The sequence below is a fragment of the Bradyrhizobium neotropicale genome, from assembly GCF_001641695.1.
Classification (GTDB): domain Bacteria; phylum Pseudomonadota; class Alphaproteobacteria; order Rhizobiales; family Xanthobacteraceae; genus Bradyrhizobium; species Bradyrhizobium neotropicale.
Window position 1 is genome coordinate 174,373 of the sequence record NZ_LSEF01000089.1, and the last position, 17,303, is coordinate 191,675.

Sequence of the window (17,303 nt, forward strand, 5' to 3'; positions counted from 1 at the left end):
ATTGAGAGGGCGGGTAAATTTCAGGAGCATGACGACAAACGGGGAGAATCCTTCGCGCGAGGGATGTCTTGACCTTCGTCTCATCACGCAACATATGAAGTTACATGAGGCGAGATAGCAGATTGTCGGGAGTCCTCCACGTGCTGCTGCACATGGCGCAGCAGCCCGGTCCCTTCACGTCCGAGACGCTGGCGAAGGCCATGGACACCAATCCCGTGGTGATCCGCCGGATCATGGCGGGCCTGCGGGACCTCGGTTATGTCCGGTCCGAGAAGGGGCACGGCGGCGGCTGGACGTTGGCTTGCGATCTTTCGAAGCTGACGCTTCGCGACGTCTACACCGCGCTCGGCAGTCCGCCGCTTCTGGCCATGGGCAGCAGGACGCAAGCGCCGGACTGCCTCGTCGAACAGGCCGTCAATGCCGCACTCGATCAGGCGTTTGGCGATGCGGAGGCGTTGCTGCTGTCGCGCTTTGGCGAGGTGACGCTGGCGATGCTGAGCGATGATCTGCGCAAGCGCCTCGGGTCCCTCAAGCTTCATGGCATGAGCGCGCACGCATGATCGGCTTCATCGAGTAGGACGACATCGTGAACGACATTCAAAACGCGTTCGCCGAACAGCAAATGGTGGCGAAATATACCGAAGGACCGCCGCGGTTCGTTCCCGGCTACAATTCCATGCTGTCCATGGCGGCGATCCTTCTGGCCGAGCGTGCGCATGAAGATGCGCGAATACTCGTCCTCGGAGCCGGCGGCGGCCTGGAGCTGAAGGCTTTCGCGCAGGCGCAACCGAGCTGGACCTTTGATGGCGTGGACCCGTCCGCGCCGATGCTGGACCTCGCCGGGCAAACGTTGGGTCCGCTCGCTTCGCGCGCGCATCTCCACCGAGGCTATATCGACGATGCGCCGGAGGGGCCGTTCGATGGCGCCACGTGCCTGTTGACCCTGCACTTCGTTGATGTCGAGGAACGTCTGCGAATAGCATCGGAAATCCGCCGCCGCCTCAAGCCGGGCGCGCCGTTCGTGGCGGCCCATTTCAGCATCGTCGGTGGCGCCGATGAGCGGCCGCTCTGGCTCTCGCGATATTCCGCGTTCCTGGCCGCATCCGGTGTCGAGCCTGACAAGGCGGTGGCCGCCCAAGATGCGGTCGGCAAGCGATTGAGCATCCTGACGCCCGAGCAAGATGAAGTGATTTTGCGTGAAGCGGGCTTCTCGGACACGACCCTGTTCTATACTGGGTTCACCTTCCGCGGCTGGGTCGCCTACGCCTGATGCGTCCCTGCTCCTCCAACACAGATAGATTGCCAGCATGAAGAAGATCGGATTCCTCTCGTTCGGACATTGGACGCCTTCGCCGCAGTCGCAGACCCGCTCGGCCGCGGATACGCTGCTGCAATCGATCGAGCTCGCCGTGGCAGCGGAGGAGCTCGGCGCCGACGGCGCCTATTTTCGCGTCCATCACTTCGCGCGCCAGCTCGCTTCGCCCTTTCCCCTGCTCGCCGCCGTCGGCGCCAGGACCAGCCGCATCGAGATCGGCACGGCCGTGATCGACATGCGCTACGAGAACCCGCTCTACATGGCCGAGGACGCAGGCAGCGCCGATCTCATCGCCGGCGGACGGCTGCAGCTCGGCATCAGCCGCGGCTCGCCCGAGCAGGTGATCGATGGCTGGCGCTATTTCGGCTATCAGCCGGCCGACGGCCAGAGCGACGCCGACATGGGCCGGCGCCACGCGGAAGTCTTTTTGGACCTGCTGCGCGGCGAAGGTTTTGCCGAGCCCAATCCGCAACCGATGTTTCCGAATCCGCCCGGCCTGCTGCGGCTCGAGNCCACATGCCGCAGGCCTGCGCGAGCGGATCTGGTGGGGCGCCGGCTCGAACGCGACCGCTGTCTGGGCGGCACAGCTCGGCATGAATTTGCAAAGCTCGACGCTCAAGAACGACGAGACCGGCGAAGCCTTCCATGTGCAGCAGGCCGCGCAAATCCGCGCCTATCGCGCGGCGTGGAAGGAAGCCGGCCATACGCGCGAGCCGCGCGTATCGGTCAGCCGCAGCATCTTCGCGCTGATCGACGATCGCGACCGCGCCTATTTCGGCGGCGGACGCGCGGAGGAGGATCAGATCGGCTTCATCGATCCGCGCACCCGCGCGATCTTCGGCCGCAGCTATGCCGCCGAACCGGATGTGCTGATCGAGCAGCTCCGCAAAGACGAGGCGATCGCCGAGGCCGACACATTGCTGCTGACCGTCCCCAACCAACTCGGCGTCGCCTACTGCGCGCATGCGATCGAGGCGATTTTGACGCACATTGCGCCGGCGCTCGGGTGGCGCTGAAGCGGAATGGCATGCCCATGGCAAGTGCACGTGTGCAGCCGCAATGGGTTCAAGTCAATTCGGCGACACGACTTGATCAAGCAGTACATCATCGATGTCGAGTGGCGCGCCCGCCGATGCAAACCACTCCTTTCGGGCGGCGGCCCTGCGGCGGACACGCTCGGTGATCGGCAGGTTCAGGAGGCCAATCAGATCGTGCATCTCCTGCTGAGCCAGTCGGTGTGACTGACCCGGCTTGGCGCCGAAGGTCGTCTCGTCCAGCGCATCGAGAGCAGTGAGGCCAGAGAGGAAAAGCTGGCGATACACGACGCGCTCGGCGCAGCCTCGGATATCTCTGAGCCCCAGCCTTATGCCGAGTTCGGCAATGTTGGGATACGGCAGTCGGCCCCGCGCCGAGCGATTGCGCAGGACGACCCAATCGGTCTGGCATTGGTCGAAATGGCGCCGATACCTGCGAGCTTCGCATACCATCTCGGCGTAGTGACCGGTTCCCTTCACCTCCTGCGTGATGGGGTCGACCGAGGCCAGCGAGCCGAAATCAAGAAAACTATCAGTGACGGGCGTCACCAGCGTATCGGCCACCAAATGTGCAAGGCGCATCAGATAAGTGTCGGTCGAGGGCGTATCGATCACGAGGAAATCGACGGACTTTTTGAGGTCGGAAACAGCCGCCTGGAAGGCGGCGAGTTCCTCGACTTCGTTGTCCTCCAAGATCGCGCCCTCGGCGCGCCGAACCAGACGGTGCAACGGCAGTTCGAGTTCGATCCGCCGATGCCAGGCCCAGATGCGCCGGTTTTCGATGTAGCGCGTCAGAGCTTCCTGATTGCTATCGAGATCGATCGTCCCGACGCGCTGGCCCTCTTTCAGAAGTGCGACGGCCAGATGCATGGCCATCGTCGTCTTCCCCGAGCCACCCTTCTCGTTGCCGATGACGACGACATACGGCGATCCCGCCCCTGCGATTGGTGTCGCGTGCAGCATCGCAGGCCTTATAAGTACCTGATTCCACTTTAGGACTAATGCGGTCGACCCACGCCTGGTTCCGAGCCGATCCTCATTGACCCCGGCCAACAAGGGACGCGCCGGTCATCCGACCGTCATCCTGGGCGCGCCATCCCGTGCTATTATGATGATCGACGATCCCGGAGCCTCGGTTGCAGCGAGAGCAATTCAAGATCGACATCCAGTCCGACGAGCCGGTCTGGACGGCCGCCCGGCAGGAGCTGTGGCGACGTATCGAGCAGCATGATTTCGAGCCGGACACACGGCTCAACTTCACCCGCCGGCTTGCGCGCGACCATGGCTGGAGCCTCGAGGAGGCCCGCGCGGCTGTCGATGCCTATCGCCGCTTCTGCTTTCTGGCCGTCGTCTCGCCGACGCCGGTCACGCCGAGCGAGGTCGTCGACGAGGTCTGGCACCAGCATCTGATCTATTCACGCGACTATTGGACAGTCTGGTGCGGAGAGAGGCTGCAGGCGCCACTGCACCACGATCCGACTCCCGGCGGCAGTGAGGCCCAGGCGCTCTATTGCCGGCAATATGCCGAAACGCTGGCGCTGCACGAGCGCGTGTTCGGGCCGCCTGCCCCGGAGCTGTGGCCGGCGACACACTTACGCTTCGGACGACAACGCTATCATGTGACCGATCGCAACCGCTGGCTTATCATACCAAAGCCCATGGCATGGATTCGACGTTTATTCAGGAGATGAACTGATGACCTTGAATCCGTTCGACTGGACGGCCGGCCCGTTCCTGACGTTCTACCTGACCATGGCGGCAATCGTCTTCCTGGCCGGCTACAGCCTCAGACTGCGGATCGGCCCGGCCGCGCACGCTGCCCGCAAACTCAACGCATTGGAGCTCGCTTATCTCTCCGGTGGCGCACGCCGCGTCGGCGATGCCGCGCTGCTCAGCCTGATGTCGGCGAACGCTGCGTCCATCGGACTCAGGGATCACAGGATCACCGTCACTGATCAAACGCCGCTGGGCACAATGATGGGGCGGCCGACACATCTGCCGGTCGAACCCGGCATGACACGGCAGCAGTTCCAGACCGCGGTCAGGCCACTCGTCGAGCGGATTCAAACGCGCTTGCAGGACATCGGCTATTGCCCGACCGACGAGCAGATGCTGTCCTTCCGCATGACCTTCCTGCCCTTCGTCATGCTCCTGATCGGCACAGGTTTCATCAAGGCTGCTGTCGGCGAGGCGCGGCATCACCCGATCGGAATTCTGGTCATCCTCCTGATGCTCACGGCCTTTGCGGGGTTCCTGCTCGCGCAGCGTCCGACGCGGACGCGAGCCGGCGCGGACGTTCTGGAGAAGTATAAGTCCTCCCACGCACGGGCCTCGCGCGCGCCGCTCGATCACGAGCTCGTCCTCGCCGTGGCGCTCTCCGGCGCCGTGGTGCTGTCGGGCACGCCCTACGCGTCGGTCTATGCCGCATCGAAAACGATGAGCGGCAGTGGCGACGGTGGCGGCGGATGTGGTGGTGGTGGCGGCGGCGGTGGCGGATGCGGCGGGTGTAGTTGAAGGGCGGCCGAAGAGAGCTGCCGTTCGCTCCGCGTCCAAGGGCCACGAACTCATATACAATTGAAATTTCTCGTGATTTTTTCTGCCCCCAATGGTTCGACAGACCGCCGACGCCGACCTCGGCCTCACCTGCTGTCGTCGGAAAAATTCAGCACCCCTCACGACAGCGTGCGCCTTTCGCTCCGGGATCGTAGTATTGTCGTCGAAAGCCGCCGAAGCTTCGAGGCTGCGCAGCACTCGATCGCGGCGCTTGAAGAGATGCACTCCAAAATCAAGCTGACGATTGCACCTGCGGTCGGACGGCACGGCAAATGGAGGACATTATGGCGTGGCGTGACGACAAGGCCCGGGCAACCCTGATCCGCGATGCAGCGGGTAGCGTGCCAGCGGGCAGGAGCCCCCGGGCCTTTGCCGAGCCGTTGTTCGGCTACACCAATATCGAGGATCTCGCCAATTACGATGCCGCCTCGCTTGCCCTCCTTGCCGAGCAGGCCTGGGAGCACGTGCAGCGGCGCACGGCCGGCAGCGCCGATATCCGCGTCGTCAATCCGACCTTGCCGAACGGGCGCGAGATTTCCGTGCTCGAGATCCTCAACGACAACATGCCCTTCCTGTTCGATTCCACCATGGCGGAGCTCGCCGAGCAGGGCATCGAAGTCACCTTGGTCGCTCACCCCATCATCGCCGTGGAGCGCGACGATGGGGGCAAGCTGCTGCGCTTCTACGGGGAAGCACTGCCGGACGGGGCAAAGGGCGCGCGCGAAAGCCTGATTCATCTCCACATCACGCGCCTGGATGCCGATGCCGACCGCCAGAAGCTGATCGACGGCCTGACCAGGACGTTGAACAATGTCCGCGCCTGCGTCGCCGACTGGCGCGTCATGCGCGACCGCGTCGAGGAAGCGATCAAGACGTTCTCTTCCAATCCGCCGCCGCTGCCGATCGACGAGGTCGCCGAAGCCAATCAGTTCCTGCAATGGCTGTGCGCGGACAATTTCACCTTCCTCGGCGTGCGCGAATATCGCTTCTCGCCCGACAGCGACGCCTCGGACGACATCACGACCGGCGAGGGCCTCGGCATCCTGCGCGATCCGGACGTGAAGGTGCTGCGCCGCGGCACCGAGATGGTGGTGATGACGTCGGAAATTCGCGAGTTCATGCACGAGCCGACCCTGCTGATCGTCATCAAGGCCAATGTCAGTAGCCGCGTGCATCGCCGCATCCGGATGGACTATGTGGGCATCAAGCTCTACTCGCCCGACGGCCGGCTCGAAGGCGAGCTCCGCGTCGTCGGCCTTTTCACCTCGGGCGCCTATACCCGCTCGGCACGGCAGATCCCTTATGTGCGCCTCAAGATTTCGCGGGTGCTGCAGCGGGCCGGCTTCGATCCGAACGGCCATTCCGGCAAGGCGCTCATGCATATTCTCGAAGATTATCCGCGTGACGAATTGTTCCAGATCGACGTCGACACGCTCTACAATTTCGTCATCGAGATCCTGATCCTCTACGAGCGCCCGCGCGTCCGGGCGCTGGCGCGGGTGGACAAGTTCGATCGCTTCGTCTCCATCCTCACCTTCATTCCCCGCGACAAATACGACACCGACGTCCGCACGCGCGTCGGAGCCTTCCTGGCGCAGGTCTACAAGGGGACCCTGTCCGCTTCCTACGTGTCATTCCCTGAAGGCGCGCTTGCGCGCGTCCATTTCATCATCGGGCGCTATGAAGGCAAGACTCCCGTCGTCGACCACGCCACGCTCGAAGCTGGGATCAGCGCCATTGCCGCGACCTGGGCCGACAAGCTGAAGACCGCGCTCACTGCGTCGACCGATGGTATGCGGGCGCGCATGCTCACCAACCGTTATGCCCGGGCTTTTACCGGTGGCTACACCGAAATTTTCAGCGCGGAGCAGGCAATTGCCGATATCGCCACCATCGAAAAGCTGACGCCAGCCCGCCCGGTCACGATTTCGGTTCACCGTTTCGAGGAGGACGATCCGAGGCGCCTCGGCCTGAAGGTCTTTTCGGACGCCGCACCGCTGTCGTTGTCATACCGCGTGCCGGTGATCGAGAATCACGGCCTGCGCGTGGTCAACGAGCGCACCTATCAGATCGTCCCCGGTAACCGGCCGGAGCCGGTCTGGCTGCACGACATGACGATCGAGACCGGTGACGGCCAGCCCATCGAGATCGACCCGGAATTCAGCCATCGCCTGGAAGCCTCGATCATGGCGGTGGTCACCGACCGTGCCGAATCCGACGGATATAACGGACTGATCCTGCGCACCGCCCTGGGCTGGCGGGAAGTCTCGACGATCCGGGCGCTGTCGCGCTATTTGCACCAGATCCGCGCTCCGTTCACCCAGGATTACATGTGGGAGACCTTGCGCAAGAACGCCGCGATCACGGCCAACCTGGTCGCGCTGTTCCAGGCCCGCCTCGATCAGCGCCTCGTCCTTACGGATCGCGAACGTTCGGCACGCGAGACGGCCCTTCTTGCCGAGATCGAGGAGCAGCTCAAATCCGTCGCCTCGCTCGATGAAGACCGCATCCTGCGCCGCTTCACCAATCTGGTGCAGGCAACCGTTCGCACCAATCTGTGGCAGATCGGCGAGGATGGACATCCGCGACCGGTGATCTCCTTCAAGTTCGAGGCGCGCCGGATCGACGACTTGCCCGCGCCACGACCGCTCTACGAGATCTTCGTCTATTCACCTCGCGTCGAAGGCATTCACCTGCGCTTCGGCAAGGTTGCGCGCGGCGGCCTGCGCTGGTCCGACCGGCCGCAGGATTTCCGCACCGAGATCCTGGGCCTGGTAAAGGCGCAGCAGGTCAAGAACGCCGTGATCGTGCCGGTCGGCGCCAAGGGCGGCTTCGTGCCCAAGCGCCTGCCGCCGCCTCTCAATCGCGACGCCTGGCTCGTGGAGGGCACCGAAGCCTATCGCATCTTCGTTCGCTCGCTGCTCGAACTCACCGACAATCTCGACGGCGACATCGTCGTGCCGCCCGAATCCACCTTGCGGCATGATAGCGACGACCCCTACCTCGTCGTCGCCGCCGACAAGGGCACCGCCACCTTCTCCGACGTCGCCAACGCGATCTCGGCCGAGAAGAACCATTGGCTCGGCGACGCCTTCGCCTCGGGCGGCAGCCAGGGCTACGACCACAAGAAGATGGGAATCACGGCGCGCGGCGCCTGGGAGGCGGTCAAGCGCCACTTCCGCGAACTCGGCACCGACATTCAGACCATGCCGTTCACCGCGGTCGGCGTCGGCGACATGTCCGGCGACGTTTTCGGCAACGGCATGCTGCTCTCGCCGACGACGAGGCTGGTGGCAGCTTTCGATCATCGCGACATCTTCATCGATCCCTCGCCCGATCCAACGACCAGCTTCGCCGAGCGCAAGCGGCTGTTCGATCTGCCGCGATCGAGCTGGCAGGACTACAACAAGTCGCTGATCTCGCAGGGCGGCGGCGTGTTCTCGCGCCAGCTCAAGGCGATCCCGCTCGCTCCGGAAGTGCGCACCCTGCTCGAGCTCGACAAGCCGCAAGCCACGCCTTTCGAGGTGATGACGGCGATCCTGAAGGCTCGCGCGGACCTCCTGTGGTTTGGTGGCATCGGCACCTATGTGCGCTCCTCCGGGGAGAGCGACGATCAGGTCGGTGACCGCGCCAACGATCCGATCCGCATCGCGGGCGGTGACGTGCGCGCCCGGGTGATCGGCGAAGGCGCCAATCTCGGCGTCACTCAACGCGGCCGCATCGAAGCGGCGCAGAAGGGCGTCAAGCTCAACACCGACGCAATCGACAATTCGGCCGGCGTGAACACGTCCGACGTCGAGGTCAATATCAAGATCGCGCTGGCGCGCCTCGAGCGCGAGGGACGCCTCAGTCCCGCTGAGCGCAACAGCCTGCTTGCCGCGATGACCGACGAGGTCGGCGTGCTGGTGCTGCGCAACAACTATCTGCAGACGCTGGCGCTCTCGCTCGCCGAGCGCAAGGGCGTGGCCGAGACCGGCTTTCTCACCCGCCTGATGCAATCGCTCGAGCAGCGCGGCCTGCTCAGCCGCGCGGTGGAGTTCCTGCCCGACGACGCAGCGCTCGCCGAGCGCACGAGGCGCGGCCAGTTCCTGACACGGCCGGAGCTTGCCGTGCTGCTCGCCTACGCCAAGTTGACCCTCTACGATGACCTGCTCGTCACCAGCGTGCCCGATGATCCCTATCTCGCCCGCGAACTGTCGCAGTATTTTCCGCGCGAGATTCAGGACAAATTCCCGACCGCGGTCGAATTCCACCGCCTACGGCGAGAAATCATCGCGACCAGTCTCGCCAACGCGGTGATCAACCGCGGCGGCCCGGCCTGTGTCGTGCGTCTGATCGACGAAACCGACGCCGATATCCCGACCATCGTGATGGCCTATGTGGCGGTCGATGAATGCTACGGACTGAAGTTGCTCAATGACGCGATCGATGCACTCGACACCTGCATCGACGGGCAGTTGCAGCTGTCCCTCTATGCGTCTGTGCAGGACCTGCTGCTCTCCCGCATGGTCTGGTACGTGCGCAATGTCGATTTCAAGGACGGACTGGAGGCCGTCGTCGCGCGCTTCGGCCCGGCGATCCGCCAGATCGTTTCCGGGCTCGACACCGCCCTGCCGTCGGACTTGCAGGCCGGGCGCAGCAAGCGGCGGCAGGAACTCACTGAGGCCGGTGTCCCGGCCGGCCTCGCCGGCGAGCTCGCCGATCTCGACGCTCTGGTCTCCGCACCCGACATCGTGACGGTTGCCGAGCGCACCACCCGCCCGATCGGCGATGCCGCCGCGACCTTCTACGCCGCCGAGGCGAATTTCCGTCTCGACCGCATCATCGCCGCCGCACGCGGCGTGCCCGCAAACGATTATTTCGAACGCATGGCCATCGATCGCGCCGTCGAGCAGATCGCCGGCGCCGAAAGGAGGCTGGCCGCGGACATGCTGGCGACCGGCCAGTCCGGCCAGCAGGCGGTCGAGACCTGGCTCGCGGCGCACCCCGAAGCGATCCGCATCCGCCGCTCGGTCGAGGAAATTGCTGCAAGCGGCCTGACGCTCGCCAAGCTGACCGTGGCGGCGAACCTATTGGGGGATTTGGTCAAAGCCTAAAGCATGATCCGGAAAAGTGCGAAGCGGTTTTCCGAAAAGATCATGCTCAAAAAAGAGCGCGTTGCGAGGCAGCGATGTGAGAAGCGCAACGCGAGCGCATGTTGCAGCCGGCGAACGGAGGAAGCCAATGATCCACGCCACTTGCCATACCGCCGACAATGTCCGCTGCATCGAGTTCGACGCCACCCCCTGGTTCAGCGAGGCTGACGCTCCGAGCATCATCGATTTGGCCCAACGCGGATGGACCAGCTCGGCGATTGCAGAGTCCCTCGAGCACCGACGGGGATACGAAGGCCTGCACGAACTCGTCGAGTATGCGGCGAAGCGACTGCAATTGGAATCCCTGGAGGACCCAACCTGGGAAACCTTCGAGTGTGTCGTCGATGGACCCGAGGCCGTCGCCTGGCTCGAGAAGAACCGGCCCAACGTCGTGGCAAGGATCCCGTAAGCCACGGAAAGCGCAGCAAGGTCACAATCGATTGGCGCAAACGACGCGGAAACGGCGCGCCCGGAGCGATTCGAACGTCCGACCCGATTGCGGCATTCGAGGGCAAGGCCTATGCTGAAGTCCGGCAATCACGCGGCCGCCCATCGTGCGGCGGGGGCAGCCTCACGGTGGATGGCTCGCATACCCATCCGGAGGCTACGCCATGTCCATTGCCCCCACACTGCACCGATATCTGGCTGCCGAGAACATCCAGTATGCCGAGATCCCGCACGATCTCACCATGTCATCCGCGCGCACGGCGCAAGCCTGCCACGTCTCGGGCGATCGTCTCGCCAAGGCCGTCGTGCTGCGGCATGACGGCGGCTATATGCTCGCGGTCGTGCCGGCATCGCACCATCTCAACCTGCCGGACTTGAAGGAGAGGCTTGGCGAGGATCTCGTCATGGCCAACGAAACCGAGATCAACCGCCTGTTCGCGGACTGCGCGCACGGAGCCGTTCCGGCGGTCGGCCGCTGCTACGGGCTCGATCTCATCGTCGATGACAGCATCCGCGCCCAGCCCGAGATCTATATCGAAGCCGGCGATCACGAGACGCTGCTCCAGCTCACCCATGCACAGTTCGCGCGCCTGACGGCCAGTGCACCGCATGGGCGCTTCAGCATGCACGACTGATGCGGCATCACGGCGGGATGATCCCGGTACACCTTCGTCGCGGCGACGCGTGCGGTCGCGGCCGGTTCATTATATAGTCACGTCACGGGGGCTGCGTTCGCAACGGAGGTCCTCCATGAAGGTCAAGGATGTGATGCACAAGGGTGTCGATTGGGTCAGCCCCGACACCCCAATCACCGAAATCGCGAAGCTGATGCAGGGGCACGACATCGGCTGCATTCCGATCGGCGACGGCGATCATTTGATCGGGATGGTGACCGATCGCGACATCGTCTGCAAAGGCCTTGCGCGCAAGGACTTCAACGTCGCGCGCATGACAGCGCGGGAGGTCATGACCGAAGGCATCCATTGTTGCCGGGAAGACGACGATCTGGCGAAAGCCGTGCATCACATGGAGACGCTGAAGATCCGCAGGCTGCCCGTGATCAACAAGAGCAAGCGGATGGTCGGCATGATCAGCCTGGGTGATATCGGCCAATCCGCCACCGTTGATCTGTTGACCCAGTGCGTCAAGGGCGTGTCGGCCCACCATTGAGGCAATGCGGGCCCGTCTCCGGAACTTCGCCGGCTCGCTCGCAGACCCTGCGGCCGGCGAACGGGCAGCGGATGATCCGCGGCTCGATTGATGAATGTGAGGAGCTGGTGCCATTGCGCGCGTGCTCCGTCGCACGCTCCCTGGTGGGATGCAGACATTGATCGGGTCGACGGCCCCGCGAAACGTTCCGGCCTAGCGCTTCGTCTTATGAAGGACCAACCTGCCCTGTGACGCAACACCACCCCATCTGGCGGACCAATTGACTTCCGCGGCGGAAGGTTGCTCGGCGCCCTTCTGATCCCAAGCTCCCTGCAGCGCAAACAGGGCACCTTGGGGATCGGCGCATCGCACGATCCAGCAACCATCGGGCAACTCGATCGGACCCTGGAGGACCCGGCCTCCGCCAGCATTGACGCGCCTGGCGGCCGCGCCGATGTCGTCGACATTGAAGTAGTAGAGCCAACAGGGCTGCGATACGCTCGGAAGCTTGGTGAGCATGCCGCCGATCGTCTGTCCGGCCGCCGAGAACAGCTCGTACAGATCTGCCGGATCGGCTTCAGCGGAGGCCTTCTGCCAGCCAAGAAGCGCGCCGTAAAATGGAAAGATCCTGGTCCGGTCTTCAGCCAGCAGCTCGTGCCAGCCGACGCGCCCGGGCTCGTCCAACCCGCAGGCCTGCCGCTGGCCGTATGACAGTCCGGTGACCAGAGCAAACGTCGCTCCTTGCGGATCGGCGACCACCGAAATTCGGCCGATATTGCTGTCGGTCGGCGGCACCAGAATGGCGCCCCCAAGACGGCGGATCTGCGCGGCCTTCGCATCCATGTCATCGACGGCGACATAGCCGACCCATCTCGGCGTCGCACCCATTCGTAGCCCCTCTTCGGGGAGCCCCATGAACCCAACGACCGGAGCGTCGCCAGCGTTGAGCACCGTGTAGGCCAGTTCCGGCGTCGACGCATCTTTCGCAGCCCAGCCGACGACCTTGCCGTAAAACGCAGCTGCTCCCGAGATGTCCGTCGTCAGAAGCTCGTACCAGGCGAAGCGTCCGGGTTGATCGACCAAGCTAATGTCCCCATTCAAGCGGGTAGACGATTGCGCACTGCATCAAACCACATCCGTTGCTCTCCGCTCTACAAGCGCGGATACTCGATGCAATCGACGGATTTGCGCGATATCGTTCATGAAGATGAATGCAATCTGAACGAGCTCATTACATTTCGTGTATGCGTGATTCTTGCCTGCCTTGTTTGCTCGGCGTAGGATCATCTTCTCAAGATCCTTCCAACTGGAGGATGCGGCCATGCAGCGGGCGAAGCAAGCTTCGAAAAAGAAGCGAGTGACCAATGTCGCGGTACCGGCGCTGGGAGTGGCCGGTCTAACTTTTTCGCTGGCGGGAAGTGCACTGGCGTCGACCGTGCCGACCGGCGACGTTCAACACAGGACGAACTTCGTGCCCAGCGGGGTGAGCCCGCTCAGCGAGGAAGAACTCGCTGACGTCAGCCTCGCCACCTTCCATCTCTTCGACAATGAAAGCGTCGGTGACCGCATACAGGTCGCACGGGGATGCGGCGGCTGTGGCTGCAGAGGTTGCGGAGGCTGCAGAGGTTGCGGAGGATGCAGGGCCTGCAGAGGCTGTGGTTGCGGCGTCGGCATCGGCTGCGGTGGATGTGGCGGCTGCGGCGTCGGCTGGATAGGCGTCGGCGTGCCGTGGGTGACGTGCGCAGGGTGCTGTGCATCGTGGGGCCGCTGCCGCTGGTGCTAGGAAGCAACGCTCCCTGACCATGTATCGACACGTCGCGATTTCGTCGGCTGGGCCTGCGAACGGCCCGGCCGATTTTTGCTTTCGTTGCACGTTCGCCGCGTCCGGCTGATCAGCTTGCCGATGGTGGGCGAGTGTGATCCAACTTATTCAGAAACAGGATCAGCGTGCTGACCCGATGACAGTCAATGGCAAGAGCCGCGCTGCGAGGCAGACCCGCAAGGGCATTTTGCGATTCGCGCCGAACTTCACCGCCTATCTAATTCCTCCCGATGCGGTCTGTCTCTATTCCGAGAACCGCAAGTTCTTCCTGCACGGCGATCTGTACTGCGCGGTGGCCGCGGCGATCGGAAAAAATGGCAAGGCTGCGCCGGAGATCGTTCGCCAGCTTTCAAGGAATTTTCCCGCCGACAAGATCGAGGAAGCGATCAGGCGGCTGCTCGATCGCCGATACGTCGTCAGCGGAGCATCGCGCGCATTCGATGGCGCCGTCGATGGATATTGGGCGAGCCTCGGCCTGCCTGTCGAGGTCGCGGAGCAGAATCTCCGCGAATGTCCTGTGCGGGTGGAATCGATCGATGTCAAAGGCGCCAAAGAACTCGCCGCGGCCTTGAGCCAGCTCGGCGTTCGGATCACCAAGCGCTCGCCCAAGCTCACAATCACGCTGGTGAGCGACTATCTCGATCGGCGGCTCGCTGAAGTGAACAGGGAGCGCGCCGGCGATGGGACGCCCTGGCTGCTGGTGCAGCCGTCCGGCGTGTTTCCGCTGGTCGGACCTGTATTCAAGCCGGGCGAGAGCGGCTGCTGGACCTGCCTGTTCGATCGCATGATACGCAATCGGGAGATCAAGGGATTTCTCGACCGCGGACCGGCGCAAGCGGTCGCGATATCACCCCTGGTCAGTGACACCGTAGGGCAGATCGCCATCCACTTCGCTGCCGTTGAGATCGCGAAAGCGATCGCCTCGGGATTTCGCACCGATCTGCGCGATCACATCGCAAGCTTCGACCTGACTGGGGCGGTGATCGGCAAGCACTACGTCGCGCGGCGCCCGCAGTGTCCGACCTGCGGCAGCAAGAAGCTGCAGAATCCGCGCCGGACGGCGGCGCCGATCGAGATTGCGGAGGGCAGAAAGCTCATCATGACGAGCGGCGGATACCGCACCGTGACGTCGCGAGCCACGGTCGCGCGGTTCCGCAAGCACGTAAGCCCGCTGACCGGCGTCGTTTCGCGGCTCGAGCGGATCGAGGTCGATCTGCCGATGAACACCAATTTTTTCGCCTACCACAATTTCTCTGCGCCAGCCTGGAACGTCGACCAGCTCAGATCCGGACTGAGCGGCGGCAGCTTCGGCAAGGGGTCCACGGCCGAGCAGGGCGAGGCCAGCGCACTGATGGAGGCGATCGAGCGCTACTCGGGCATTTTCCAGGGTGACGAGATCAGGACGAAGCGCCGCTTTGCCGATTTCGCTCCCGGCGACGCTCTCCTCCCCAACGACGTCCAGCTTTTCAGCGACACGCAGTTTCAGAACAGGCATGCCCCGCAGGGGGACGATTCGCATCCGGTGCCCGAGCCGTTCGATCCCTCGACCAAGACCGAATGGTCGCCGGTCTGGTCGTTACGCGACAAGCGTTTCAAATATCTTCCGACCGGCCTCCTGTACTTCTTCTACGGCGGCTTCCACACCGATTCCAACGGATGCGCGGCCGGCAACACCCGCGAGGAAGCCATCGTTCAAGGCTTCCTCGAACTGGTCGAACGCGATGCCTACGCCATCTGGTGGTACAACCGGCTGCAGCGCGCCGAACTCGACCTCACGCAATTCGACGATCCCTATGTGCGGGATCTGCAAGCCCAGTTTGCCGATGCGGGGCGCAGGCTTTGGGTGCTCGACATCACCAGCGATCTCAGCATTCCCTCCTACGTGGCGATCATGCACTGGATGCAGAACGGACACGAGAACATCGAGTTCGGCTCCGGCTCGCATTTCGATCGCCGCATCGCCCTGCTGCGTTCCCTCACCGAGCTGACCCAGTTCATGTCGATTGGCATGATGGGCGGCGGAAGTGGCGAGAAGCCGACGCTGGACGGCGTCACGCCGCTGCGCCTCGACGATTACCCGTTCCTGATCCCCAGCGACAATCCGCTTCTCCCGCCGGCGCCGAGCCTCAAGGTTCACGGCAATACGCGCGACCAGGTCAATGCCTGCATCGAGATTGCGACCCGGGCGGGATATGATTTCCTCGTGCTCGACCAGACGCGGCCCGACGTCGAAGTCCCCGTCGTCAGAGTGCTCGTTCCGGGCTTGCGGCATTTCTATCGCCGCTTCGGGCCCGGCCGGCTCTACGACATTCCGGTGAAGCTTGGATTGTTGGATCGCCCGCGACTGGAAAGCGAACTCACTACGTTCCTTCCCCACACCTGAAGGTTGGCCTCGTTGCGCAACGTCCGGAAAAAGCCGGTCAGGAAGAGCGCGCCAGTCATCGCAGCCCGGTTGAACGGTCGTTTTTCCTTTCATATGCAGGCCGACGGAAGCATCGCCGCGGCCGTGGGCGGCTATTCGGTCAATCTGGGACAATTCAGCGCGGCGGCGATCGAGCGCGCGGGACAACTCAGCACCGGCCTGCCGCTCGCCTCCCTTGCCGGCAAGAGCGTGCTCGCGCGGCAGGTTCATGCCCTGCTGCAGCGACTGGCGCGGCACGGGCTTCTCGAATACCGCCTGTCCTCTCCGCATGACGAGCAGGACCTCGTGGTCCTCGAGCCGCAGGTCGCCGAATACTGGCCGCAAGCGGCAAAGCTGGGGAACGGCGATACCGTCGTGCTGTCGCGCTTCGCATATCTGCGCCGGCGCGGCAACGAGATGGTGCTGGAATCGCCGCGCGCCGGCGCGCTGTTCCGGATCTGCGATCCCGCCATCGCGGCCACCCTCGCGGCGCTGTCGCGGCCCCAGAAGATCAGCAAGCTTCGCCGCGACGCGGCCTCCTTGAGCCTCGATCTGCTCGGATTGCTGCTTCATAGCCGGATGCTGATCAAGCTCAGTGCGAAAGACGGCGACGGCCTTCGGGTGAATGAAGGCGACGGCAATCTCGTTCTCTGGGATTTCCACGATCTCGTGTTTCACACGCGGAGCACGGAGGGCCGGCATGCCAATCCGGTTGGCGGCGCATTCACCTATGCGGGCGTCGTTGCACCGCTGCCCGCGGTGCGTCCGCCCTGGCCCGGCAAGCCAATCGACCTCGGCAAATTCGCAACGCCTGAGCCGGTCTCGTCCTTCGCGAAGCTGCTCCGCGAACGCCATTCAATACGCGATTTCGACGACCAGCATCCGATCACGCTCGCCGAGCTCGCGCAGTTTCTCGGCACGACGGCCCGCGTGCTGTCGGAATGGAACGGCGCAGGTTTCGACGGCGGTCCGGAGCTCACCTACAGCGCAAGACCCTATCCGTCGGCAGGCAGCGCGTATGAGCTTGAATTGTACCTGGCGGTCTCGAACTGCGAGGGGCTTGCACGTGGCCTCTACCACTACGATGCAGGCGGCCACGCATTGGTCGCGATCGACGCCTCCGCCCAGCAACTCCAGGCGCTTGCCAAGGCGGCCGAATTCGCGATAGACGCATCCGGTCCGCCGCAGGTCCTGATCACGATCGCCGCGCGCTTCGGGCGGATCTCCTGGAAATACAGCTCAATCGCCTATTCGCTGATCCTCAAGGATGTCGGCAATTTGATCCAGACGTTCTACCTGGCGGCGACCGACATGAGCCTTGGCGGCTGCGCCATCGGCACCAACAACATCGATCTGTTCGCGAGAATGACGGGGCTCGAATTCCACGTCGAGGGACCGGTCGGTCAATTCGCGCTCGGACGCGGATCGCGTCTCGTCCGGTGACTGG

The 17,303-nt window shown here is 63.7% G+C and carries 13 protein-coding genes and 1 pseudogene; 12 read left to right on the forward strand and 2 right to left on the reverse strand.

All coding sequences use genetic code 11. The features are described from left to right. The first annotated feature begins 104 nt into the window (after positions 1 to 104). The 4 genes and pseudogenes from AXW67_RS28935 to AXW67_RS44445 form a co-directional block, all read left to right on the forward strand. Positions 105 to 560 (forward strand): Rrf2 family transcriptional regulator, encoded by a 456-nt coding sequence (locus tag AXW67_RS28935; protein ID WP_063680633.1) that lies wholly within the window; start codon positions 105 to 107, stop codon positions 558 to 560. A 62-nt stretch (positions 561 to 622) separates the two neighbouring features. Further along, complete coding sequence (locus AXW67_RS28940; RefSeq protein WP_063680634.1) at positions 623 to 1,270, forward strand: class I SAM-dependent methyltransferase; 648 nt, start codon at positions 623 to 625, stop codon at positions 1,268 to 1,270. Positions 1,271 to 1,307: 37 nt separating this feature from the next. Further along, on the forward strand, positions 1,308 to 1,826 hold a 519-nt coding region (locus AXW67_RS44440; protein ID WP_245315766.1), incomplete at its 3' end, for an LLM class flavin-dependent oxidoreductase. A 1-nt stretch (position 1,827) separates the two neighbouring features. After that, positions 1,828 to 2,331 (forward strand): annotated as a pseudogene (locus AXW67_RS44445) (LLM class flavin-dependent oxidoreductase); the annotation flags it as partial. Between the two features lie 54 nt (positions 2,332 to 2,385). On the opposite strand, the gene AXW67_RS28950 reads toward AXW67_RS44445, so the two are convergent. Next, positions 2,386 to 3,312 carry a division plane positioning ATPase MipZ gene (locus AXW67_RS28950; RefSeq protein WP_063680635.1) on the reverse strand — a complete coding sequence of 309 codons (927 nt, stop codon included), beginning with the start codon at positions 3,310 to 3,312 and terminating at the stop codon, positions 2,386 to 2,388. A 173-nt stretch (positions 3,313 to 3,485) separates the two neighbouring features. On the opposite strand from AXW67_RS28950, the gene AXW67_RS28955 reads away from it, so the two are divergent. The 6 genes from AXW67_RS28955 (at position 3,486) to AXW67_RS28980 (ending at position 11,654) form a co-directional block, all read left to right on the forward strand. Continuing rightward, positions 3,486 to 4,040 carry a glycine-rich domain-containing protein gene (locus tag AXW67_RS28955; protein WP_201723729.1) on the forward strand — a complete coding sequence of 185 codons (555 nt, stop codon included), beginning with the start codon at positions 3,486 to 3,488 and terminating at the stop codon, positions 4,038 to 4,040. A 4-nt stretch (positions 4,041 to 4,044) separates the two neighbouring features. After that, positions 4,045 to 4,863, forward strand: a complete 819-nt coding sequence (locus AXW67_RS28960) for a TIGR04222 domain-containing membrane protein (RefSeq protein ID WP_063680637.1) — start codon at positions 4,045 to 4,047, stop codon at positions 4,861 to 4,863. Between the two features lie 311 nt (positions 4,864 to 5,174). Beyond that, positions 5,175 to 9,998 carry an NAD-glutamate dehydrogenase gene (locus AXW67_RS28965; protein ID WP_063680638.1) on the forward strand — a complete coding sequence of 1,608 codons (4,824 nt, stop codon included), beginning with the start codon at positions 5,175 to 5,177 and terminating at the stop codon, positions 9,996 to 9,998. A 127-nt stretch (positions 9,999 to 10,125) separates the two neighbouring features. Then, positions 10,126 to 10,446: a hypothetical protein gene (locus tag AXW67_RS28970; RefSeq protein ID WP_027552162.1), complete on the forward strand. Its 321-nt coding sequence runs from the start codon at positions 10,126 to 10,128 to the stop codon at positions 10,444 to 10,446. A 202-nt stretch (positions 10,447 to 10,648) separates the two neighbouring features. Further along, positions 10,649 to 11,119, forward strand: a complete 471-nt coding sequence (locus AXW67_RS28975; protein WP_027552161.1) for an aminoacyl-tRNA deacylase — start codon at positions 10,649 to 10,651, stop codon at positions 11,117 to 11,119. A 115-nt stretch (positions 11,120 to 11,234) separates the two neighbouring features. Further along, positions 11,235 to 11,654, forward strand: coding sequence for a CBS domain-containing protein (locus tag AXW67_RS28980; protein ID WP_063680639.1), 420 nt, complete (start codon positions 11,235 to 11,237; stop codon positions 11,652 to 11,654). A 192-nt stretch (positions 11,655 to 11,846) separates the two neighbouring features. On the opposite strand, the gene AXW67_RS28985 is transcribed toward AXW67_RS28980, so the two are convergent. After that, positions 11,847 to 12,716, reverse strand: a complete 870-nt coding sequence (locus AXW67_RS28985) for a VOC family protein (RefSeq protein ID WP_245315768.1) — start codon at positions 12,714 to 12,716, stop codon at positions 11,847 to 11,849. A gap of 875 nt (positions 12,717 to 13,591) precedes the next feature. On the opposite strand from AXW67_RS28985, the gene AXW67_RS28990 reads away from it, so the two are divergent. Continuing rightward, on the forward strand, positions 13,592 to 15,838 hold the full coding sequence (locus AXW67_RS28990) for a TOMM precursor leader peptide-binding protein (RefSeq protein WP_063680641.1): 2,247 nt from the start codon (positions 13,592 to 13,594) through the stop codon (positions 15,836 to 15,838). 93 nt (positions 15,839 to 15,931) lie between these two features. Then, complete coding sequence (locus AXW67_RS28995; protein WP_063680642.1) at positions 15,932 to 17,299, forward strand: SagB/ThcOx family dehydrogenase; 1,368 nt, start codon at positions 15,932 to 15,934, stop codon at positions 17,297 to 17,299. Positions 17,300 to 17,303 lie beyond the last annotated feature (4 nt).